The sequence below is a fragment of the Mycolicibacterium arabiense genome, assembly GCF_010731815.2.
Classification (GTDB): Bacteria; Actinomycetota; Actinomycetes; order Mycobacteriales; family Mycobacteriaceae; genus Mycobacterium; species Mycobacterium arabiense.
In genome coordinates this window covers 2,794,788-2,816,486 of the sequence record NZ_AP022593.1, presented here as the reverse complement: position 1 = coordinate 2,816,486, position 21,699 = coordinate 2,794,788, and the positions used below count along the sequence as shown (strand labels likewise).

24 protein-coding genes are annotated in these 21,699 nt (G+C 69.2%); 20 read left to right on the top strand and 4 right to left on the bottom strand.

Translation table 11 applies throughout. The features are described 5' to 3' along the window. The first annotated feature begins 5 nt into the window (after positions 1–5). The 7 genes from G6N61_RS15215 (at position 6) to G6N61_RS15185 (ending at position 6,718) form a co-directional block, all read left to right on the top strand. Positions 6–755, top strand: coding sequence for a phosphoglyceromutase (locus G6N61_RS15215; protein ID WP_163919265.1), 750 nt, complete (start codon positions 6–8; stop codon positions 753–755). 145 nt (positions 756–900) lie between these two features. Next, positions 901–2,097 (top strand): sensor histidine kinase, encoded by a 1,197-nt coding sequence (locus tag G6N61_RS15210; protein WP_163919264.1) that lies wholly within the window; start codon positions 901–903, stop codon positions 2,095–2,097. After that, a complete protein-coding gene (gene regX, locus G6N61_RS15205; RefSeq protein WP_163919263.1) occupies positions 2,094–2,780 on the top strand; it encodes a two-component sensory transduction protein RegX in 687 nt (228 codons plus the stop codon). Before G6N61_RS15210 ends, regX begins: the two co-directional genes overlap by 4 nt. Before the next feature lie 197 nt (positions 2,781–2,977). Continuing rightward, the gene (locus tag G6N61_RS15200; protein WP_163919262.1) at positions 2,978–4,234 is read left to right on the top strand and encodes a class I SAM-dependent methyltransferase; all 1,257 of its coding nucleotides are present in this window, start codon (positions 2,978–2,980) and stop codon (positions 4,232–4,234) included. Continuing rightward, on the top strand, positions 4,231–5,037 hold the full coding sequence (locus tag G6N61_RS15195; RefSeq protein ID WP_163919261.1) for a glycosyltransferase family protein: 807 nt from the start codon (positions 4,231–4,233) through the stop codon (positions 5,035–5,037). Before G6N61_RS15200 ends, G6N61_RS15195 begins: the two co-directional genes overlap by 4 nt. Beyond that, entirely contained in the window at positions 5,034–5,687 is a 654-nt protein-coding gene (locus G6N61_RS15190; protein ID WP_163919260.1) for a PIG-L deacetylase family protein, read from the top strand. Before G6N61_RS15195 ends, G6N61_RS15190 begins: the two co-directional genes overlap by 4 nt. Continuing rightward, positions 5,684–6,718 (top strand): NAD-dependent epimerase/dehydratase family protein, encoded by a 1,035-nt coding sequence (locus G6N61_RS15185; protein ID WP_163919259.1) that lies wholly within the window; start codon positions 5,684–5,686, stop codon positions 6,716–6,718. Before G6N61_RS15190 ends, G6N61_RS15185 begins: the two co-directional genes overlap by 4 nt. Here the strand turns inward: G6N61_RS15185 and G6N61_RS15180 are convergent. Continuing rightward, a complete protein-coding gene (locus G6N61_RS15180; protein ID WP_163919258.1) occupies positions 6,702–7,256 on the bottom strand; it encodes a dTDP-4-dehydrorhamnose 3,5-epimerase family protein in 555 nt (184 codons plus the stop codon). The genes G6N61_RS15185 and G6N61_RS15180 overlap by 17 nt on opposite strands. A gap of 14 nt (positions 7,257–7,270) precedes the next feature. On the opposite strand from G6N61_RS15180, the gene G6N61_RS15175 reads away from it, so the two are divergent. Together G6N61_RS15175 and G6N61_RS15170 are read left to right on the top strand one after the other, a co-directional pair. After that, positions 7,271–8,386, top strand: a complete 1,116-nt coding sequence (locus tag G6N61_RS15175) for a class I SAM-dependent methyltransferase (RefSeq protein ID WP_163919257.1) — start codon at positions 7,271–7,273, stop codon at positions 8,384–8,386. Further along, the gene (locus G6N61_RS15170) at positions 8,383–9,735 is read left to right on the top strand and encodes a glutamate-1-semialdehyde 2,1-aminomutase (protein WP_163919256.1); all 1,353 of its coding nucleotides are present in this window, start codon (positions 8,383–8,385) and stop codon (positions 9,733–9,735) included. Before G6N61_RS15175 ends, G6N61_RS15170 begins: the two co-directional genes overlap by 4 nt. Before the next feature lie 3 nt (positions 9,736–9,738). On the opposite strand, the gene G6N61_RS15165 is transcribed toward G6N61_RS15170, so the two are convergent. After that, positions 9,739–10,533, bottom strand: a complete 795-nt coding sequence (locus tag G6N61_RS15165) for a DUF3109 family protein (RefSeq protein WP_163924848.1) — start codon at positions 10,531–10,533, stop codon at positions 9,739–9,741. Positions 10,534–10,582: 49 nt separating this feature from the next. Between G6N61_RS15165 and G6N61_RS15160 the strand changes: the two genes are divergently transcribed. From G6N61_RS15160 to G6N61_RS15120, 9 genes are all read left to right on the top strand, one after another. Beyond that, a complete protein-coding gene (locus G6N61_RS15160; protein ID WP_163924847.1) occupies positions 10,583–11,596 on the top strand; it encodes a Ppx/GppA family phosphatase in 1,014 nt (337 codons plus the stop codon). Beyond that, complete coding sequence (locus G6N61_RS15155; protein WP_163919255.1) at positions 11,593–12,732, top strand: Rv0497 family membrane protein; 1,140 nt, start codon at positions 11,593–11,595, stop codon at positions 12,730–12,732. Before G6N61_RS15160 ends, G6N61_RS15155 begins: the two co-directional genes overlap by 4 nt. Before the next feature lie 28 nt (positions 12,733–12,760). After that, a complete protein-coding gene (locus G6N61_RS15150) occupies positions 12,761–13,618 on the top strand; it encodes a sugar phosphate isomerase/epimerase family protein (RefSeq protein ID WP_163924846.1) in 858 nt (285 codons plus the stop codon). Positions 13,619–13,660: 42 nt separating this feature from the next. Further along, a complete protein-coding gene (locus tag G6N61_RS15145; protein ID WP_163924845.1) occupies positions 13,661–14,527 on the top strand; it encodes a thioesterase family protein in 867 nt (288 codons plus the stop codon). Positions 14,528–14,554: 27 nt separating this feature from the next. Then, positions 14,555–15,415, top strand: coding sequence for a pyrroline-5-carboxylate reductase (proC, locus tag G6N61_RS15140; RefSeq protein ID WP_179973629.1), 861 nt, complete (start codon positions 14,555–14,557; stop codon positions 15,413–15,415). A gap of 138 nt (positions 15,416–15,553) precedes the next feature. Then, a complete protein-coding gene (locus tag G6N61_RS15135; RefSeq protein WP_163919253.1) occupies positions 15,554–15,829 on the top strand; it encodes a helix-turn-helix domain-containing protein in 276 nt (91 codons plus the stop codon). A 140-nt stretch (positions 15,830–15,969) separates the two neighbouring features. After that, positions 15,970–16,071: a 30S ribosomal protein bS22 gene (locus G6N61_RS15130; RefSeq protein WP_003402602.1), complete on the top strand. Its 102-nt coding sequence runs from the start codon at positions 15,970–15,972 to the stop codon at positions 16,069–16,071. Positions 16,072–16,100: 29 nt separating this feature from the next. After that, complete coding sequence (locus tag G6N61_RS15125; RefSeq protein ID WP_163919252.1) at positions 16,101–17,222, top strand: SDR family oxidoreductase; 1,122 nt, start codon at positions 16,101–16,103, stop codon at positions 17,220–17,222. A 37-nt stretch (positions 17,223–17,259) separates the two neighbouring features. Further along, on the top strand, positions 17,260–18,327 hold the full coding sequence (locus G6N61_RS15120) for a lysophospholipid acyltransferase family protein (RefSeq protein WP_163919251.1): 1,068 nt from the start codon (positions 17,260–17,262) through the stop codon (positions 18,325–18,327). Between the two features lie 6 nt (positions 18,328–18,333). Here G6N61_RS15120 and G6N61_RS15115 read toward each other — a convergent pair whose 3' ends face one another. Beyond that, positions 18,334–18,879 (bottom strand): FAS1-like dehydratase domain-containing protein, encoded by a 546-nt coding sequence (locus tag G6N61_RS15115; protein WP_163919250.1) that lies wholly within the window; start codon positions 18,877–18,879, stop codon positions 18,334–18,336. Positions 18,880–18,958: 79 nt separating this feature from the next. After that, positions 18,959–19,786, bottom strand: a complete 828-nt coding sequence (locus G6N61_RS15110; RefSeq protein ID WP_235887639.1) for an HAD family hydrolase — start codon at positions 19,784–19,786, stop codon at positions 18,959–18,961. Between the two features lie 83 nt (positions 19,787–19,869). On the opposite strand from G6N61_RS15110, the gene G6N61_RS15105 reads away from it, so the two are divergent. Together G6N61_RS15105 and G6N61_RS15100 are read left to right on the top strand one after the other, a co-directional pair. After that, on the top strand, positions 19,870–20,160 hold the full coding sequence (locus G6N61_RS15105) for a glutaredoxin family protein (protein ID WP_407666458.1): 291 nt from the start codon (positions 19,870–19,872) through the stop codon (positions 20,158–20,160). A 105-nt stretch (positions 20,161–20,265) separates the two neighbouring features. Next, positions 20,266–21,687 (top strand): glutamyl-tRNA reductase, encoded by a 1,422-nt coding sequence (locus G6N61_RS15100; RefSeq protein WP_163919249.1) that lies wholly within the window; start codon positions 20,266–20,268, stop codon positions 21,685–21,687. Positions 21,688–21,699 lie beyond the last annotated feature (12 nt).

Here is a 21,699-nt window from a genome sequence, read left to right as displayed (position 1 = left end):
ACAGGATGGGCGTCATGGCCACGCTGGTGCTGCTCCGCCATGGCGAGAGCGAATGGAACGCGCTGAATCTGTTCACCGGTTGGGTGGACGTCGACCTCACGGACAAGGGCAGGGCCGAAGCCGCGCGCGGCGGCACGCTGCTCGCCGCCGAGGGCGTCCTGCCCGACGTGCTGTACACCTCGCTGCTGCGCAGGGCCATCACCACTGCCAACCTCGCGCTGGACAAGGCCGACCGGCACTGGATCCCGGTGCACCGCAACTGGCGGCTCAACGAGCGGCACTACGGCGCGCTGCAGGGTCTCGACAAGGCGGCGACCAAGGAGAAGTACGGCGAAGAGCAGTTCATGGCGTGGCGACGCAGCTATGACACGCCGCCCCCTCCGATCGAGAAGGGCAGCGAGTTCAGCCAGGACGCCGAGGCGCGGTACGCCGACATCGACGGCGGCCCGCTCACCGAGTGCCTCGCCGACGTGGTGGCCCGCTTCGTGCCGTACTACGAGCAGACGATCGTGCCGGACCTGCGTGCCGACCGGACCGTGATGATCGCCGCGCACGGCAACTCGCTGCGCGCGCTGGTCAAGTACCTCGACGGGATGTCCGACGCCGACGTCGTCGGGCTCAACATCCCGACCGGCATCCCGCTGGTCTACGAACTCGACGCCGATCTCAAGCCCACCGTTCCCGGCGGCCGGTACCTCGATCCGGACGCCGCAGCGGCGGGTGCGGCCGCGGTAGCCGCCCAGGGCGCGAAGTAATACCGGCGCCATCGGAGACCTCCGTGGCGAACAGCGGGTGAACTCGGGTGAACGGCGACCGAACTCCTGTGTTTGAGTTTGTGACTTGTCCCGAATTGGCCGCACGCTGCTGGGATGACGTTCACCCGCTGCGTACGATTTGCCCGTGAGTGTGGCGTCCGCACTGCTGCTGACGGCAGTCGTGGCACTGCTCGCGCTGGCGCTCGGCGCAGCGGTCGGAGCGGTGCTGGTACCGCGTCTTCGCGACCGCCGGGAGCGCCGCACCGCCGATCAGGCAGGCATCACGATCTCGGAGATGCTGCAGCACGTCGTGGCGCTCTCCCCAGTGGGAATCGTGGTGGTCGACGTCTACCGTGACGTGGTCTTCATCAACGACCAGGCCAAGGCGCTCGGTCTGGTCCGCGACCGGCTGCTCGACGACCGCGCCTGGGCCGCCGCGCAGCGCACGCTCGCCACCGGCGACGACGTCGAGGTCGACCTGTCGCCTGCGCGCAGGCAGAACCCCGGCAGGTCCGGGCTGCACGTCCGCGGCCACGTCCGGCTGCTGACCGAGGACGATCGCCGCTTCGCCGTGGTCTACGTCGACGATCAGTCGGAGCACGCGCGGATGGAGGCCACCCGCAGGGACTTCGTCGCCAACGTCAGCCACGAACTGAAGACACCGGTCGGCGCGATGGGACTGCTGGCCGAGGCGCTGCAGGCGTCGGCCGACGACCCGGAGACCGTGACCCGGTTCGCCGACCGGATGGTCGTCGAGTCGAACCGGCTGGCGAACATGGTCGGCGAACTCATCGAGCTGTCGCGCCTGCAGGGCGCCGAGCCGCTGCCCGAACTCGACGCCGTCGACGTCGACACGGTGGTCAACGAGGCTCTGTCGCGTTACAAGGTGGCCGCGGACAACGCCGACATCGAGATCACCACCGACGCTCCCACCGGGTACCGGGTCTACGGCGACCAGGCGCTGCTGGTCACCGCGCTGGCGAACCTGGTCTCCAACGCAATCAACTACTCGCCGAAGGGTTCTCCGGTGTCGATCTCGCGCAGGCGCCGAGGCGACGACGTCGAGATCGCGGTGACCGACCGCGGCATCGGCATCGCCCGCGCCGATCAGGAGCGGGTGTTCGAGCGGTTCTTCCGCGCCGACAAGGCGCGGTCCCGGGCCACCGGCGGCACGGGGTTGGGGCTCGCGATCGTGAAGCACGTCGCGGCCAATCACAACGGATCCATCCGGCTGTGGAGTCAGCCGGGCACCGGGTCGACGTTCACGCTGTCGATACCGGCCTATCCCTACCACCACGACCCAGACGAGCATGACGAACGAGAGGGCCTAGAGCTCAAATGACCAGTGTGTTGATCGTGGAAGACGAGGAGTCGCTGGCGGACCCGTTGGCGTTCCTGCTGCGCAAGGAGGGCTTCGAGGCGACGGTCGTCACCGACGGCCCGTCGGCGCTGGCCGAGTTCGAGCGGTCCGGTGCCGACATCGTGCTGCTCGACCTGATGCTGCCCGGAATGAGCGGAACGGACGTCTGCAAACAACTGCGTTCGCGCTCCAGCGTGCCTGTGATCATGGTCACCGCGCGCGACAGCGAGATCGACAAGGTGGTGGGCCTCGAACTCGGTGCCGACGACTACGTCACCAAGCCGTACTCGGCGCGCGAACTGATCGCCCGCATCCGCGCGGTACTGCGCCGTGGAGCGGACCCGGACGACTCCGGCATCGCCGATGGCGTCCTCGAGGCTGGGCCCGTCCGGATGGACGTCGAGCGGCACATCGTGTCGGTCGACGGTGATCCGATCACGTTGCCGCTCAAGGAATTCGACCTGCTCGAGTACCTCATGCGCAACAGTGGCCGGGTGCTCACCCGCGGCCAGCTGATCGACCGGGTGTGGGGCGCGGACTACGTCGGCGACACGAAGACCCTCGACGTCCACGTCAAGCGCCTGCGCAGCAAGATCGAATCCGACCCCGCCAACCCCGTACACCTCGTCACGGTGCGGGGCCTCGGCTACAAGCTCGAGGGCTGACCCGCAGCGCGCCTCTGTGTAAAAAGTCGCGAGCGTGCATTTCTAGCAACGTTCGCCAACTTAGCTAGACCTTGCTACTCTCACTCTCGTAGCCACGCGCTGCGGGGGGCTCTTCGGCCATCGCGGACGCACGGCACCGCGCGGACCCGACCGGGGACACGTGCCCTGGACGTCGAGTCGGAAGCAAAGGTCCGCCCGTGCCGTGCCGAGTGTGTGAATCAGACCAACTGCTCAGTGTGCTCGACCTGGGTGCGACGCCGCCCTGCGAGAAGTTGCTCGATGATCAGGCGCTCGACCAGGCAGAAGTCACCTACCCGCTGCACCTGAGGGTCTGCGCCGACTGCCTGCTGCTGCAGATCCCCGCGCTGATCACCCCCGAGGACACCTTCACCGAGTACGCCTACTTCTCCTCGTTCTCCGACAGTTGGGTCGAGCACGCGCGCCGGTTCGTCACCGATGCCGTCGACCGCCTGGATCTGAACGGCGATTCATTTGTCGTCGAGGTCGCCAGCAACGACGGCTACCTCCTGCGCCACGTCCTCGACGCCGGCGTGCGGTGCCTGGGCATCGAGCCGTCGGTCAACGTGGGGGCCGCCGCCGTCGAACGCGGCGTCCCGACGGTCACTGCCTTCCTGGACGAGGCAGCCGGTCGGCGGGTGCGCGCGGAGCACGGCCCTGCCGATCTCGTGGTGGCCAACAACGTCTACGCCCACATCCCGGACGTACTCGGGTTCACCCGCGGCCTGCGGGCGCTGGTCGCCGACGACGGCTGGGTGTCGATCGAGGTGCACCACGCGCTCGCCCTGATCACCCAGGCCCAGTACGACACGATCTACCACGAACACTTCCAGTACTACACCGTGGCATCGGCGACCAATGCGCTCGCCACCGCGGGCCTGACCGTGGTCGACGTCGAACTCATCGAAACCCATGGCGGCTCGATCCGGCTGTGGGCCCGGCCCGCCGCGGCCGCGGGTCCGCCCAGCGCGCGGGTCGCCGACGCGCTCGCGATCGAGGCCGACGCCGGCCTGCACGACGTCGCGGGCTACGTCGGTTTGCAGCACCGGGTGGAGCTGCAGCGCCAGCAGCTGCTGGGCTTCCTGCTCGAGTGCCGCACAGCGGGCAAGCGCGTGGTCGGCTACGGCGCACCCGGCAAGGGCAACACCCTGCTGAACTACTGCGGCATCCGGTCCGACCTCATCGAGTACCTCGTCGACCGGAACCCCTACAAGCACGGGAAGTTCACCCCCGGCGCACGGATCCCGGTCCATCCGGTCGAGGTGCTCGACAAGGACCGGCCCGACGTCATCGTCGTGCTGCCGTGGAATCTCGAGGCGGAGATCACCGCCCAGTTGGCCTACACCGCGGAGTGGGGCGCCGTGCTCGTCTACCCGCTACCGAACCTCCACGTCGTGGACGCGCTCTCCGGAGCCAAGGAAGGAATGCAGTCATGAAGGTCGTGCTGTTCTGCGGCGGTTACGGAATGCGGATGCGCAACGGGGATGACGACACGATCCCCAAGCCCATGCAGATGATCGGGCCGCGGCCGTTGATTTGGCACGTCATGCGCTACTACGCGCACTTCGGGCACAAGGACTTCATCCTGTGCCTCGGCTACGGCGCCGCGCACATCAAGAACTACTTCCTCTCCTACCAGGAGTCGGTGTCCAACGACTTCGTCATCCGCGGCGGGCAGGTGGAACTGCTGCAGTCCGACATCAGCGACTGGTCGATCACCTTCGTCGACACCGGCCCGGAGTCGCCGATCGGCGAGCGGCTGCGCCGCGTCAAGCCGTTCGTGGAGGACGAGGAGTACTTCCTGGCGAACTACTCCGACGTGCTGACCGATGCGCCGATGAACGAGATCATCGACGAGGTACGCGAATCCGGCGCCGCAGCCTCCATGCTCGTCGTCCCACCGCAGTCGTCGTTCCACTGCGTCGACATCGAGGGTTCCGGCGCGGTCACCGGGATCACACCGGTGTCGCGGCTGCCGATCTGGGAGAACGGTGGCTTCTTCGTCCTGTCGAACGAGGTCCTGAACATGCTCACCGAGGACTGCGACCTCGTCGAGGACGTGTGCGGTGCACTCGCCGCCCAGGGCCGGCTGCACGGGTACAAGCACCTGGGCTTCTGGAAGCCGGCCGACACCTTCAAGGAGCGGGCCGAACTCGACGCGGGATACGCGCGCGGCGACCGACCGTGGATGCTCTGGGAGCACGCCAAGGACGCCGTGCCGGAGTTCGCGGTCACGTGATCTCCCTGCATGCAGGCGATCTCGCCGAGATCGCGGTGCTCGGCGCGCACTGCGACGACATCGCCATCGGCATGGGCGGGACGCTGCTGGCCCTGGCGCGGTCGCGTCCCGGCCTGCGGGTGCACGCACTGGTGCTCAGCGGCGGTGGCACCGAACGCGAGGCCGAGGAGCGCGCGGCCCTTCATGCGTTCTGCCCCGGCGCCACGGTCGCGTTGACCGTGCTCGACCTGCCCGATGGCCGAGCCCCGCAGCACTGGGATCGAATCAAGCAGGCGCTGGCGGACTTTCGCCGCACCTGTGAACCCGACGTGGTGTTCGCCACCCAACGCAACGACGCCCACCAAGACCACCGGCTGCTCGCCGAATTGGTGCCAACGGAGTTCCGCGACCACCTGACGCTGGGCTACGAGATCCTCAAGTGGGAGACGGACACCCCGACCCCCAACGTGTTTCATCCGCTCGGTACCGAGATCGCCGAGGAGAAGGTGAAGCTGCTGCACGAGCACTACCCGTCCCAGGTGGGTCGGGACTGGTTCGACGACCTGTCGTTCCTCGGCCTGTCCCGGTTGCGCGGCGTGCAGTGCCGCAGCCCGCACGCCGAGGCGTTCGTGGTGGACAAGACGATCATGACCCTTGGAGTGAACACATGAGCCAGCGCGTCCTCGTCACCGGTCACCAGGGATACCTGGGCACCGTCATGGTGCCCGTCCTGCGCAACGCCGGGCACGACGTCACGGGTCTCGACAACGGCTACTTCGCCGACTGCGTGCTCGGCCCGGAGCCCGTCGACCTGTCGAACCTACCGGTCGACCTGCGCGACGTCACCGCCGAGCACCTGCGGGGCTTCGACGCGGTGATCCACCTCGCGGCGCTGTCGAACGACCCGTTGGGCGCACTCGACCCGCAGATCACCTTCGACATCAACCACCACGCGTCGGTGCGACTGGCTCACGCGGCCAAGGAGGCAGGCGTCTCACGCTTCCTCTACGCCTCGACGTGTTCGGTGTACGGGGCGGCTGGCCGTGATCTCGTCGGCGAGGACGCCGAGCTGAACCCCATCACGCCGTACGCCATCAGCAAGGTCCGCGTGGAGGACGACGTCGCCGCGCTCGCCGATGCACGCTTCACGCCGGTGTTCCTGCGCAACGCAACGGCATTCGGGTTCTCGCCCCGCTTGCGCGCCGACATCGTGCTGAACAACCTGATGGGACACGCCGTGCTGTCCGGTGTCGTGCGGGTGCTCTCCGACGGCACGCCGTGGCGTCCGCTGGTCCACGCCGCCGACATCGCCCGGGCGTTCGCGGTGTGCCTCGACGCCCCGGCCGACGTGGTGTCGTGCCGCGCCTACAACATCGGCACCGAGGCCAACAACCTGACGGTCGCCCAGATCGCGGACGCAGTGTGCGAGACCGTGCCTGCCGCGATGCTGTCGATCACCGGGGAGAGTGGCGCCGATCCGCGGTCCTACCGGGTCGACTTCGCCAGGGCGCGTACCGAACTCGGCTTCGATGCGCAATGGTCGGTCGCCGACGGTGCTCGCGAGCTGTACGAGGCCTACACCGCGTACGGGTTGACCACCGACGACTTCGGGCAGAACTTCACCCGGCTGGCGCGACTGCAGGCGCTGCGTTCGAGTGGCTCGATCGACGGGGCGATGCGCTGTGTCAGCGCAGCAGTGTGAGCAGATCCTGCCAGCTGCCCGCCGCGGCGTCCCGCGCAGACACGACGCTCACCGGCAGGGGCCAGCCCAACGCGAGGTCGGGGTCGTCGTGAGCGACGGCGACGTCCTCACTCGGGTCGTGCGGCGTGTCGATGCGATAGCAGACGTCCGCCGTCTCGGTCAGCGCCTGGAATCCGTGCAGCATTCCCGGCGGTACGTAGAGATGCCGAAACTCGCTGTCGTCCAACGTGAATGCCTCATGGCGGCCGAACGTGGGGGAATCGGGTCTGGCATCGACCAGCACGTCGTGCACCGCGCCGTTGGCGCACCGCACCAGCTTGGCCTCACCCCGCCCGCGCCTGCCGTGCATGCCCCGGATCACGCCGCGGCGCGACCGCGACTGCGAGTCCTGCACGAACCGCGCCGCAGTGCCGGGCGCACCCGCCCAGTCGTCGAACACGTCGGCGTCGAAGGTGCGGGTGAACAGTCCCCGGTCGTCGTGGAACGGCTGCGGGACCAGGACGACGACGCCCGCCAGGGACGTCTGCTCGATGCGCACCGGGTCATGGTCGCATGAGTGTCTGCCGGGCCTGCGCTGCGCCGCAGCCACATCGCGTGCTGGACCTCGGTGCGGTGCCCGCCGCCGACCACTTCCCGCCGGCCGGTCTGCCCGTGCAGCCCGGCGAGGCCGACCATCCGTTGGCGATGGACCTGTGCACCGCGTGCGGGCTCGCACAACTGGCCGACGACGACACCGTCACCGCCGAACCGCGCGGCGTCGAACCGCAGGCGCTCGTCGACCAGGCCGCCGACGCGGTCGCCCGGGTGAGCGCCGACGGCTGGCTCACCGGGACGTCGGTGCGCGAGTTCGGCAGCCCGCACGGCGGCAGTTGGCTGCCGCTGCTGGCCGAGCGCGGCATGGCGTCCACCGACGGCCGGGCCGACGTCGTCCTCGACTGCTTCGGCATCATGCACGAACCCGACCAGCGGGCGGCGTTCGCGCGGCGGGCGGCCGCCACCGCGCCGGACGGCGTCCTGCTACTGCAGTACCACGAACTCTCGGCCATCGTCGACGGCGGTCAGTGGAATGCGTTGCGGCACGGACACTTCGCCTACTACTCGATGGTGGCGCTGCGGATCCTGCTCGCGGGCGCAGGTCTGCGTCCCATGGCGGCATGGCGATTCCCGCTCTACGGCGGCACCGTGCTGGTGGGCGCGGTGCACCGCGGTTCGTCGCGCGACGGGACACCCGACCCGGAGATTGGCAAGCTCACCGCTGCGGACGCGACCGTGGCCCGGCCCGAGGGTCTCGCCCCGCTGCAGTCCGCCGCCGACCGGCACGCCAACGCCCTGCGCTCCTATCTGCGGTGGCAGCGCGATGCGGGCCGGCGGGTGTACGCCTACGGTGCGGCCTCGCGTGCGGTGGCGCTGTTCGCGCGCGCCGGGCTGGACTCCGGGCTCCTCGGTGCGGTCGCCGACGCGTCAGCGGCCAAGCAGGGCCGCCGCATGCCCGGCACCGACATCCCGATCATCTCGCCCGACGCGCTCGTCGCCGCCACGCCCGACGTGGTGCTGCTGACCCTGGCGGACCTGCTGCCCGAGGTGTCGGCGCGGCTACCGGAACTCGCCGGGCGCTGGGTGACCGACGAAGCGGTCGCCATGGCTTCGACAGGAGGAGGCCGGCCATGACCGACCCAGGAATTCCGCCGCGCACGTTTGCGCGGTCGCGCGCGATGCAGGACCGGTTGCACGACCTGGTGCCGGGCGGCGCGCACACCTACGCCCGCGGCTCCGACCAGTTCCCCGAGTTCATGGCGCCGGTGCTGGTACGCGGACAGGGCTGCCGGGTGTGGGACGTCGACGGCAACTCCTACGTCGAGTACGGCATGGGCCTGCGCTCGGTGACGCTGGGGCATGGCTATCAACCCGTCGTCGACGCGGTCACCCGGACCATCGCGCACGGGGTGAACTTCAGCAGGCCGACGGAGCTGGAACTCGCTGCCGCAGAGGACTTCCTAGGCCTGGTGCCCGCGGCGGACATGGTGAAGTTCGCGAAGAACGGCTCGGACACCACCACCGCGGCCGTGCGACTGGCACGCGCGGTCACCGGGCGGACCAAGGTCGCCGTCTGCAGGCAGCCGTTCTTCTCCACCGACGACTGGTTCATCGGCACCACCGCGATGAACGGCGGCATCCCCGCCGCCGCGGTGGAGACGACCGTCCGGTTCGACTACAACGACCTGACCTCGGTCGCCGCGGCGCTGGCGGGTGACGACGTGGCCTGCGTGATCCTCGAGGCAGCCACCGCGTTGGCCGAACCGCAACCAGGGTTCCTCGAAGGTCTTCGTGCGCAATGCGACTCGCACGGCACGCTGCTGGTGTTCGACGAGATGATCACCGGCTTCCGGTGGTCGGCCGGCGGCGCGCAGGGGGTCTACGGCGTCGCGCCGGACCTGTCGTGCTGGGGCAAGGCGATGGCCAACGGCTTCCCGCTCTCCGCTCTGGCCGGCAAGCGGGAGTACATGGAACTCGGTGGGCTGCGAACCGAGGAGGACCGCGTGTTCCTGCTGTCCACCACGCACGGCGCCGAGACGTCGGCGCTCGCGGCGTTCCGCGCGGTCGTGCACGCTTACCGCACGCAGAACCCGATCGGCCTGATGGAGGCCGCGGGCAGGCAGCTGTCCACCGAGATCACCGCGGCCGTGCGCGACGCGGGACTGGACTACTACGTGGAGGTCCTCGGCAGGCCGTCGTGCCTGCTGTTTGCCACCCGCGGTCCGGACGGGCAGCCGTCGCAGGCGTACCGCACCTTGTTCCTGCAGGAGCTGCTGCGCCGGGGCGTGCTCGGCCAGTCGTTCGTCACCTCCGCCGCGCACGCCGCAGCCGACGTCGACCAGACGGTGGCCGCGGTCACCGAGGCGCTGGTGGTCTATCGCCGCGCCATCGAACGCAAGACCGTCGAGGGGCTGCTGGAGGGTCGCCCGGTGGCGCCGGCGATCCGGCGCACCGCCGAGCCTCGGTACATCGCCCGGGCGTGACCGTCAGTGCGCGGCGCGGGTAGCGGGGTGCACGGCGATCAGGCCGAGGCCGCCGCGGCGCTTGCACAGCGCCGCGAGTTCCGCATAGGCCTTCGCGCCCAGCAGCACGGTCAGCTCGGGGGCGTAGGACTCCCACACCGGCCGTGAGCCGACGTGCGCGGCGGGGTCACCCGTGCAGTACCAGTGCAGGTCGGCGCCACCCTCGCCCCACCCGCGGCGGTCGTACTCGGTGATGGTGGTCTTGAGTACCTGCGAGCCGTCCGGCCGCTCGACCCACTCCTCGGTGCGGCGGATCGGCAGCTGCCAGCAGACCTCGGGCTTCATCGTCAGCGGCTCCACGCCCAGCTTCAGCGCCTTGGAGTGCAGCGCACAGCCGATGCCGCCCGGGAAGCCGGGGCGGTTGAGGAAGATGCAGGCGCCCTTGTACTTCCGCGTCCGCAGGTTGGGGGTGCCGTCGATCTCGTCCATCTCGAGGTATCCCTTGCGGCCAAGACCCTTGTCCCGGAACTGCCAGTCCTCGTCGGTCAGTTGCGCTGCCGCGTCGTCCAGGCTCGCCCGGTCGTCGTCGTCGGACAGGAACGCGCCGTGGGAGCAGCAACCGTCGTCGGGCCTGCCCTCGACGGTGCCCTGGCAGGCGGGTGTGCCGAACACGCACGTCCACCGCGACAGCAGCCAGGTCATGTCCGCCGCGATCAGACGTTCCGGGTCGTCGGGATCGAAGAACTCCACCCATTCGCGCGCGAAGTCGAGTTCGACCTCTCCCGGCGGGGTTGAACTGCTCTTCGCGCCAGCGCTCATCGCTACACCGCTCACGGAAAGCAACGGTAGACCCGATAACGTGGGCACCGTGCGATTGGGCGTGCTCGACGTGGGCAGCAACACAGTTCATCTGCTCGTCGTCGATGCGCGACGGGGTGGTCATCCGACGCCGATGAGTTCCACCAAGGCGTCGCTGCGGCTGGCCGAGTCCATCGACGGCTCCGGCAAGCTGGTCCGCAAGGGTGCCGACAAGTTGGTCGACACCATCGACGAATTCGCGAAGATCGCCGCGAGTTCCGGGTGCTCGGAGCTGATGGCGTTCGCCACCTCCGCGGTGCGGGACGCGACGAACTCCGACGACGTGCTGGCCCGGGTGCGCAACGAGGCGGGCGTCAACCTCAAGGTGCTCAGCGGCGTCGACGAATCACGGCTGACCTTTCTGGCCGTGCGCCGGTGGTACGGCTGGAGCGCTGGTCGCATCATCAACATCGACATCGGCGGCGGATCACTGGAACTGTCCAGCGGCGTCGACGAGGAACCCGACGTGGCGCTGTCGTTGCCGCTGGGCGCGGGCAGGCTGACCCGCGAGTGGCTGCCCGACGATCCGCCGGGCCGCCGCCGCGTCGCGATGCTGCGCGACTGGCTGGACACCGAACTGGCCGAGGCGGGCGCGAAGGTCCTCGACGCCGGTACCCCCGACCTCACCGTGGCGACGTCGAAGACGTTCCGGTCGCTGGCGCGACTCACCGGTGCCGCGCCTTCCGGCGCGGGACCCAGGGTGAAGAGGACACTGACAGCAGCGGGCCTGCGGCAGCTCATCGCCTTCATCTCTAGGATGACCGCCGCGGACCGAGCGGAACTGGAAGGGGTGAGCGCTGAGCGCGCGCCGCAGATCGTGGCAGGCGCACTGGTAGCCGAGGCGAGTATGCGGGCACTGTCGATCGACACGGTCGACATCTGTCCCTGGGCGTTGCGAGAGGGGTTGATTTTGCGGAAACTCGACAGTGAAGCCGACGGGGCCGCATTCGCCGACGGAGTGGGCATCTCAGCCGTGGTGAAGAGATCCGCCGACTCAGCCAAGGCCAGAGGCGACAAACGATGACAGATCCAGACGACAGCGCCACCCGGCCGATCTCCGTCGCCGAGCTGCTGGCGAGGAACGGCACCATCGGCGCGCCGCCGGCAGGTGGTCGACGCCGTCGCAGGCGCGGCAACTCTGATTCCGTGACCGTCGCCGAACTCACCGGCGAGATTCCGATCGTCAGCGCCGCACCCGAGCAGCTCGTCCAGGAACGTCGGGAACCTGCCCCGACCCCGGAGCCGGTCGTCGAGGAGCCGCCGCGGCACGAGGAGCCTGCGGCAGAGGCCGAGCCCGAGGCCGGCGTCGAAGCGGAAGCCGAGCCCGAGGTCGAGCCGGAGGTCGTCGCCGAGTCCGAGGAGTTCAGCGAGCTGGCGCCCGCCGAGGTGGACGCCGACGAAGCAGCCGAGCAGCCGACCGACGAGGCGCAGGCTGACGAGGCGCAGGCCGAAGACGTCAGGGCCGATGCCGACCTCGAAGCCGAGTACGCCAGCCACCTCGAACAGCGCGACGCCGATCCGCTGCCGATCGAGTTCACCCCGCTGCCCCGCCGGTCGCGGACTGCCACTGCCTACGACGCCGCCGGCGGCGCCGAGCAGATGAGCCCGGACCCGGTCACCGACGACGATGACGACGCAGCCGACGACCTCGAGCTGGACTTCGCCGGGATCGCCAGCAGCGCGACGGACACCAGGGACGACACCGACGCAACGAAGGACACCAAGCCGTCCTATCTGCGCTCGGGTGCCGACACGCTGTTCGGGGGCGGCCAGTCCGTCGCCGATGACATCGCGCGCCGCAGCAGGCAGCCGGGTCCCGAGGAGATCGACCTCGGCGACGACGCGCGCGCCGACGGCACGGTCGACGTCACCCCGGACGAAAAAGTCGAGTCGCCCGGGTCGACGTTCCTGAGCGGCCTGTGGATCGTCGCGCAGTGCGTCCTGGCCGTCGCGTTCGGCGCCGGTCTGTTCGTCGCCTTCGATCAGCTGTGGAAGTGGAACAACATCGTCGCGCTGGTGCTGTCGGTGCTCGTGATCCTCGGGCTCGTCGTCGGCGTCCGCGTCGTACGCAAGACCGAGGACATCGGAAGCACCCTGATCGCGGTGGCGGTGGGAGCACTGGTCACGCTGGGCCCGCTGGCGCTCCTGCAGTCCAACTGACCCGACGAGACGAACGGGTTTGGATTCAGTGCGCCCCGCCATCAAGGTTGGTCTCTCGACCGCCTCGGTCTATCCGCTGCGGACCGAGGCGGCGTTCGAGTACGCGGCGCGGCTCGGATACGACGGCGTCGAACTCATGGTGTGGGCCGAGACCGCCAGCCAGGACGTCGACGCGATCGCCAAGATGTCGGCGCAGTACGACGTGCCGGTCCTGTCGGTGCACGCGCCCTGTCTGCTGATCTCGCAGCGGGTGTGGGGCGCCAACCCGATCCCGAAACTCGACCGCAGCGTGCGCGCTGCCGAGGAACTCGGCGCCCAGACCGTGGTCGTGCACCCGCCGTTCCGGTGGCAGCGCCGCTACGCCGAGGGCTTCGCCGACCAGGTCGCCGAACTCGAGGCGTCCAGTGACGTGATGGTGGCGGTGGAGAACATGTTCCCGTTCCGCACCGACCGCTTCTTCGGCGCGGGGCAGTCGTCGATCGAGCGGATGCGCCGACGCGGCGGCACGCCGGGGGTCGCCGTCTCCGCGTTCGCGCCGTCCTACGACCCGCTCGACGGCGACTACGCGCACTACACGCTGGACCTGTCGCACGCTGCGACGGCAGGTACCGACGCCATCGAGATGGCGAGCCGCATGGGCGTCGACGGACCCGACGGCCTGGTGCACCTGCACCTGTGCGACGGCAGCGGCGCCGCCACTGACGAGCACCTGGTGCCCGGCCACGGCTCCCAGCCTGCCGCCGAGATCTGCCAGATGCTCGCGGCGAGTTCGTTCGCCGGGCACGTCATCCTCGAGGTCACCACGTCGCGGGCGCGTACAGGCGCCGAACGCGAGCAGCTGCTGACCGAATCACTCGAGTTCGCGCGAGAACACTTGCTGCGCTGACGGATTGGAAATCCCTTGACCACCGATTCGACTTCCACTGGCGTGTCCGCGTCGACGTCGTTCACCGATGCCATGCGGCTGACGCCGGTGTCGAGCGACGGGACCGTCAGCCGCTTCGACGGCGAGCTGAACGAGAATTGGACCATCGGGCCCAAGGTGCACGGCGGCGTGATGCTCGCGCTGTGCGCGAATGCGGCGCGGACGGCTTTGCGCGGCGGGCAGGAGCGCAGCGACTCGGGGGATCAGCACGGCGGGCAGGGCGTCGAGCCCATCGCGGTCTCGGGCAGCTTCCTGTGGGCACCGGATCCCGGGCCGCAGCGAGTGACAGCGACGATTCGCAAGCGCGGCAGGCGAGTCAGCCTCGTCGACGTTGAGCTGAGCCAGGGCGACCGGGTGGCCGTGCACGCGGTGATCACGCTCGCCGAACTCGAGACCGACGACGCACCGCTGCTGTCGGACAATCCCGTCATCCCGCTGATGACGCCTGAGCCGCCGCCCGGACTCGACCCGATCGGTCCTGGCCACCCGATGGCCGACATCGTGCACCTGGCGCGCGGCTGCGACATCCGCCCGTCGCTGACCACGATGCAGCCGCGTTCCGACGGTGGGCCGCCGGTCATCGAGTACTGGGTCCGGCCGAGGGACTGCGCGCCGGACGTGCTGTTCGCGCTGGTGTGCGGCGACGTGTCGGCGCCCGTCACCTTCGGGGTCAACAGGTTCGGCTGGGCGCCCACGGTGCAACTGACGGCCTACCTGCGCGCCGTGCCCGCCGACGGCTGGCTGCGCGTGCTGTGCACGACGATGCAGATCGGCCACGAGTGGTTCGACGAGGACCACGTCGTGGTGGACGCCAAGGGCCACGTCATCGTTCAGTCACGCCAGCTGGCGATGGTGCCTGCCGAGGCGTGAGCCCGCGGGCGTGGGATGCTTCACCCCGTGTCGAGAATCGCGATTATTGGCGGCGGAAGCATCGGTGAAGCGTTGCTGGCCGGGTTGATCCGGGCCGGGCGGCAGGCGAAGGACCTCGCCGTCGCCGAGAAGAGCCCCGAACGCGCCAAGCACCTGTCCGAGACGTATTCGGTGCTGCTGACGTCGGTGGCAGACGCGGCGGAGAACGCCACCTACGTCATCCTGGCCGTGAAGCCGGCCGACGTCGCGGGCGTCGTCAACGAGATCGCCGACGCCGTGGGCCGTGCGGAGGACGACAGCGCCGAGCAGGTCGTCGTCTCGGTGGCCGCAGGCGTTGGCACGACGTACTTCGAGTCGAAGCTGCCCGCCGGGTCGCCGGTGATCCGCGTGATGCCCAATGCGCCCATGGTGGTCGGCGGGGGAGTGAGCGCGCTGGCGCGCGGCCGCTACGCCACCGACGAGCAACTCAAGGACGTCGCCGCGATCTTCGACGCCGTCGGCGGTGTGGTCGTGGTCCCCGAGGCCCAGATGGACGCCGTGACGGCGGTGTCCGGCTCCGGGCCTGCGTACTTTTTCCTGATGGCCGAGGCGCTCGTCGACGCCGCCGTGGACGCCGGGCTGCCGCGTCAGGTGGCGACCGACCTGGTGGCTCAGACGATGGCGGGTTCGGCGGCGATGCTCCTCGAGCGGCTCGACACCCAGCCGTCGGAAGGGGGCGCAGCAATGGACACCAGCCCGGCGCAACTGCGGGCCACCGTGACGTCTCCGGGGGGCACCACTGCCGCTGGTCTGCGGGAACTCGAACGGGGTGGGCTGCGCGCTGCGGTCGGCAACGCCGTATCGGCGGCAAAAACCCGCTCTGAGCAGCTAAGAATTACATCTGAGTAGTTCATGAATTTCAGACGGATTACCCCACACCCGTCGCAATAACATCACCCGCCACGCTATTCTCCTCGTTGTATGCACGTACCTGCGCCAGCGGTGGGGAAGCCGCTGGCAAGGACGTGCCTGATTGATTGGGTTGCGATGACGTCTATGAACGGTCCATCGGCGCGCGATTCTGCTGGCGGCAAGGGTGCGCGTGACGCTGCCGCCGGCAGCGGCGACGGCGGCCAACCGGCACGTGCTCAGCAGTTCCTCACCGTCGCCGAGGTGGCCAGCCTGATGCGGGTCAGCAAGATGACGGTCTACCGACTGGTCCACAACGGCGAACTCCCCGCCGTCCGGGTCGGCCGGTCCTTCCGGGTGCACGCCAAGGCGGTGCACGACCTCCTGGAGACGTCGTACTTCGACGCTGGCTAGCCAGGTCGCACCGAGTCGGCCACCGACGGGCGTTTTCGCTCCGCCGGTGCCTGCCGGGTAAGGTGACCAGGTCAGTTCACGGGGCGTATTCGAGATCGTCAGCCTCGGTTGTCTTCGGTTTTGCATAGGTAGCGGAGTAAATGGGTTCAGTCATCAAGAAGCGGCGCAAGCGCATGTCGAAGAAGAAGCACCGCAAGCTGCTTCGTCGCACGCGGGTGCAGCGCAGAAAACTCGGTAAGTAGTCCTTATTCGCGGCCGTTAGGCTGACGCGATGGATGCTGACGGGCGCTCGGGCGGGCGGCCCCCACAGGGGCCGGGCCAGAGCGGAACTGCCGAGCCACGGGATCCGGCGCTCCACCCGAAGGTGGTTCTGGTCACCGGCGCATGCCGGTTCCTCGGTGGCTACCTCGTCGCGCGTCTCGCGCAGAATCCCCAGATCGATCACGTCATAGCGGTCGACGCGGTGACGCCGAGCAAGGATCTGCAGCGGCGGATGGGCCGGGCGGAGTTCGTCAGGGCCGACATCCGAAACCCGTTCATCGCGAAGGTGATTCGCAACGGTGACGTCGACACCGTGGTCCATGCGGCCGCGGCGTCCTACGCTCCACGGTCGGGTGGCCGGGCAGCGCTCAAGGAACAGAACGTCATGGGCGCGATGCAGTTGTTCGCCGCGTGCCAGAAGGCGCCGTCGGTGCGCCGGGTCGTCCTGAAGTCCACCTCGGAGGTCTACGGCTCGAGCGCGCACGACCCGGTGATGTTCACCGAGGACAGCAGCTCGCGCAGGCCGCCCGGTGAGGGCTTCGCCCGCGACAGCATCGACATCGAGGGCTATGCCCGCGGGCTGGCGCGACGCAGGCCGGACATCGCGGTGACGATCCTGCGGTTGGCCAACATGATCGGCCCCGGCATGGACACGGCGCTGTCGCGCTACCTGGCAGGACCGGTCGTGCCGTTCGTGCTGGGCCGCGACGCCCGCCTGCAGCTGCTGCACGAGCAGGATGCGCTCGGGGCGATGGAGCGCGCGACGATTGCCGGCCGCGCGGGCACCTTCAACATCGGCGCCTCGGGCATCATCATGATGTCGCAGGCCATCCGCCGTTCTGGCCGCGTACGGCTGCCGGTGCCGAAATCGGCACTGTCTGCCGTTGATTCGCTGAGACGGGCGACCCGTTACACTGAGGTCGATCGCGAGCAGTTGAACTACTTGAGCTACGGACGTGTCATGGACACCTCGCGGATGCGCAAGGACCTGGGTTATATCCCGAAGTGGAGCACGGCGGAGGCTTTTGACGATTACGTGCGCGGGCGCGCTTTGACACCGATCATCGACCCGCGCTGGGTACGCTCGGTGGAGAATCGCGCGGTAGCAGTGGCGCAACGATGGGGCCGGTAGGGCAGGGGTCTGAACCGGGGTGGAAGAGGGAAACGACGTGGCGGGTGACTCGAAGGCGAAAGTAATTCCGCTGCACGGCAATTCAGGGCGGGCTTCGGCTGCGCGCCGGTCCGCCGCGCGGGCGGAGAGTTCGCGCAGACACCCGTCCCTGATGGCCGACGCCGGCACTCGCGCCTCGGCCGAGCAGATCGCCGCGGTGGTCCGCGAGATCGACGAGCGGCGCAGTTCGGTCGGCGGCTCACCGGAGTCCGACGATGCGCCCAACGAGCTGGCCCAGCGCATCTCCGCGGTGGCCGAGTTCGTCCGCAAGCGCATGAGCGGTGACTACGAGGTCGACGAGTTCGGCTTCGACCCGCACCTCAACAACGCGATCTTCCTACCTTTGCTGCGCGGGCTGTTCAAGTCGTGGTTCCGCGTCGAGGTGAGCGGTATCGAGAACCTGCCGCTCGACGGTGCGGCGCTCATCGTCGCCAACCACGCAGGCGTGCTCCCGCTCGACGGGCTGATGGCCTCGGTGGCCGTCCACGACAACCATCCCGGTCACCGGGATCTGCGACTGCTGGCCGCCGACATGGTGTTCGACATGCCCGTCATGGGCCAGGCGGCGCGCAAGGCCGGGCACACCATGGCATGCACCGCCGACGCGCATCGCCTCCTCGCCGCCGGTGAGCTGACGGCCGTGTTCCCCGAGGGCTACAAGGGCCTCGGCAAGCCGTTCCGGGACCGCTACAAGCTGCAGCGATTCGGTCGCGGCGGGTTCGTCTCGGCCGCGCTGCGCGCCCGCGCGCCGATCGTGCCGTGCTCGATCGTCGGGTCCGAGGAGATCTACCCGATGCTCGCCGACGTGAAGCTGCTGGCGCGCCTGTTCGGGCTGCCGTACTTCCCGGTGACACCGCTGTTCCCACTCGCGGGTCCGCTCGGCCTGGTGCCGCTGCCGTCGAAGTGGCACATCCAGTTCGGCGAGCCGATCGTCACCGAGGACTTCGACGAGTCGATGGCCGAGGACCCGATGGTCACGTTCGAGCTGACCGATCAGGTGCGCGAGACCATTCAGCAGACGCTGTACCAGTTGCTGGCCAACCGCGGCAACACGTTCCTCGGCTAGGCGGGCCTACTCCGCGGCGGGGCCTTGCGACCTCTGCCCGGCGACCATCCTGACGAGGGCCGCGTCGCGGCCTGCGGCGATCTTTGCGCTTACCTCGTCGGATTCGTCGCGGGTCGCCTCGCCGAACATCGTGACGATCGAGGTGAGCACGGGCTTGCCCTCGTCGTCGGTGACCTCGGCGCGGACCTCGGTGATCACGGCACCGTGCGACTCGATGACCGAATCCAGGTACGAGTCGAACCACAGCTTGTCGCCCACCACGATGGGACGGTGGAAGATCAGCTTCTGGTCGCGGTGCAGCACGCGCTCGAGGTTGATCGGCACGTCGAACTGCCTGAAGATCTCGAGCTGCACGCGTCGCCCGGCCACCGCGACGAACGTCAGTGACGCGATCAGCGCGTCGTAGCCGCACTCTTCGGCAGCGGCCTCGGTGTAATGCGCGGGATGGTCGTCCTTGACGGCCTTGGCGAACTCGCGGACCTTCTCGCGGTCCACCTCGAAGTAGTCCGGATACCGGTAGTGGGTTCCGATGATGTCGGCGGCGATGCTCATGGTTCGTGGTGCTCCCCGGGCAGTCGGGCTTGGCAGTCCAAGCGGCGCGAGCCTATCAGCGCCGGTCGGGGCGGCCTGCTCAGTTGCCGTCGCGGCGGGAGACCACCGCGGCCAGCGCTCCGCCCACCGCCCCGAGTGCCAGCGCCGACGGCACGCCGATCCGGGCGGCCTTGCGGGCGGTGCGGAAGTCCCGGATCTCCCAACCACGCTGGCGTGCGAGGTCGCGCAGCGCGCCGTCGGGGTTGATCGCGACTGCGGTCCCGACCAGCGACAGCATCGGCACGTCGTTGTAGCTGTCGGAGTACGCGGTGCAGCGCTTGAGGTTGAGGCCCTCGCGGATGGCCAGCGATCGCACCGCGTGGGCCTTGCCTGCGCCGTGCAGGATTTCGCCGACGAGCCGGCCGGTGAACACGCCGTCGACGGACTCGGCGACCGTCCCGAGCGCACCGGTCAGGCCGAGCTTCTTGGCGATGGTCGCGGCCAGCTCGTAGGGCGTCGCGGTCACCAGCCACACCTGCTGGCCCGCGTCGAGGTGCATCTGGGCGAGCGCGCGCGTGCCGGACCACAGCTTGTCGGCGATGATCTCGTCGAAGATCTCCTCGCCCAGCTCGGCGAGTTCGGACGTCTGGCGGCCCTCGATGAAGGCCAGCGCCTTGCGTCTGCCCTCGGCGACGTCGTCGCTGTTCTCCTTGCCGGTCAGCTGAAACTTGGCCTGGGCGTAGCCGAACCGGGCGAGGTCGCCATAGGTGAAGTACTTGCGCGCCGCCAGGCCCCTGGCGAAGTGCACCAGCGAGGACCCCTGCACCAGGGTGTTGTCGACGTCGAAGAACGCGGCCGCGGTCAGATCGGGAGGCGGTGCCTGCGGGGCGGTCGCCTGCGCCAGCACGCCGTTCTGGTCGACCAGCACCTCCGCGGTGGGATCGGCGTCAGCCCTGGAGTCGGACACGGTTCAACAGTAGGGGACGCGATACTGGCAGTCATGAGGCACTCATGAGCACCGGCGGGCAGGAGCGCAGCGACATGGGGGATGGGCACAGCGTGGAGTTGCTCACGCGTGCCGGCTGCAGCCTGTGCGCGCGGGCGGGCACACAGCTCGCGAGCCTCGCCACCGAGCTGGGGTTCGAGATGACCACCACCGACGTCGACGCGGCCGCCGCGGCCGGGGACGCGACGCTGCGCGCCGAGTACGGCGACCGGCTGCCGGTGGTGCTGCTCGACGGGCGCGAGCACAGCTACTGGGAGGTCGACGAGGCGCGGCTGCGCTCGGACCTGTCGGGGTGAAGGCGCGAAACGGCGGGTGTGATGTACGACCGGCTGTGACGTTGCTCAGCAATTTGGTTTCGTGACTAACCAACGACTACCTTTGGAAATCGTGGTGACGAGGCCATGAGCGTTCTCCTATTCGGCGTTTCGCACCGCAGCGCGCCTGTGACCGTGCTCGAACGTCTGAGCACCGACGAGTCCGATCAGGCCAAGATCGTCGAAGAACTCCTGCGATCCTCCCTGGTCACCGAGGCGATGATCCTGTCGACCTGCAACCGGGTCGAGGTCTACGCGGTGGTCGAGGCGTTCCACGGCGGCCTGTCGGTCGTCGGTCAGGTGCTCTCCGAGCATTCCGGAATGTCGCTGGGCGATCTCACCAAGTACGCCTACGTTCGCTATGCCGAGGCTGCCGTCGAGCACCTGTTCGCCGTCACCAGCGGACTGGACTCGGCCGTGATCGGCGAGCAGCAGGTGCTCGGACAGGTCCGCCGCTCCTACGCCGCCGCCGAGGCCAACCACGCCGTCGGCCGCACTCTGCACGAACTGTCCCAGCGCGCGCTGTCGGTCGGCAAGCGCGTGCACTCCGAGACGGGCATCGACGCCGCGGGCGCCTCGGTGGTGTCCGTGGCGTTGGACATGGCAGGCGCGAAGTTGGGTTCGGGAGCGCAGGAGCGCAGTGACCAGGGAGGTGTGAACGGCCTGGCCGGTCGCAGCGCCGTCGTGGTCGGCGCGGGCTCCATGGGTGCTCTGGCGGCCGCACACCTGGTGCGGGCCGGCATCGGCCGGGTACACGTGGTGAACCGCTCGCTGCCGCGCGCCGAGCGCGTAGTGGCGAACCTGCGCAGCCAGGGCGTCGACGCGCATGCCTTCCCGTTCGACCATCTGCCGCCGCTACTGACCGACGCCGACGTGGTCGTGAGCTGTACCGGCGCGGTGCGCCCGGTCGTGTCCCTGGCCGACGTGCACCGCGGCCTGGCCCACGGCCAGGAACCCAAGCAACTGGTCATCTGCGACCTCGGCATGCCGCGCGACGTCGATCCCGCGGTGGCAGGCCTGCCAGGGGTCTACGTCATCGACATGGACCGCATCCAGCGCGAGCCGTCCGCGCGCGCGGCCTCGGCCGACGCCGAGGCGGCGAAGGCGATCGTCGCGGCGGAGGTCGCCAACTATCTCGCAGGCCAGCGGATGGCCGAGGTGACGCCCACCGTGACGGCGCTGCGCCAGCGGGCGGCCGACGTGGTCGAGGCCGAACTGCTGCGACTCGACAACCGGCTGCCAGGGCTCGACTCCGTGCACCGCGACGAGGTCGCCCGTACCGTGCGACGCGTCGTCGACAAGCTGCTGCACGCTCCGACGGTGCGGGTGAAGCAGCTCGCGGGTGCGCCGGGCGGCGACAGCTATGCCGAGGCGCTGCGCGAACTCTTCGAACTCGACCCGCAGGCCGTCGATGCCGTCGCCGGTGGCGAATTGCCCTTGGTCGCAGAAGATTTGATCGCAGGCGATCTGGCGCTGGACCTGCCCTCCGACGTGGACAAGACCGAGTAGCGCTTGCCCACC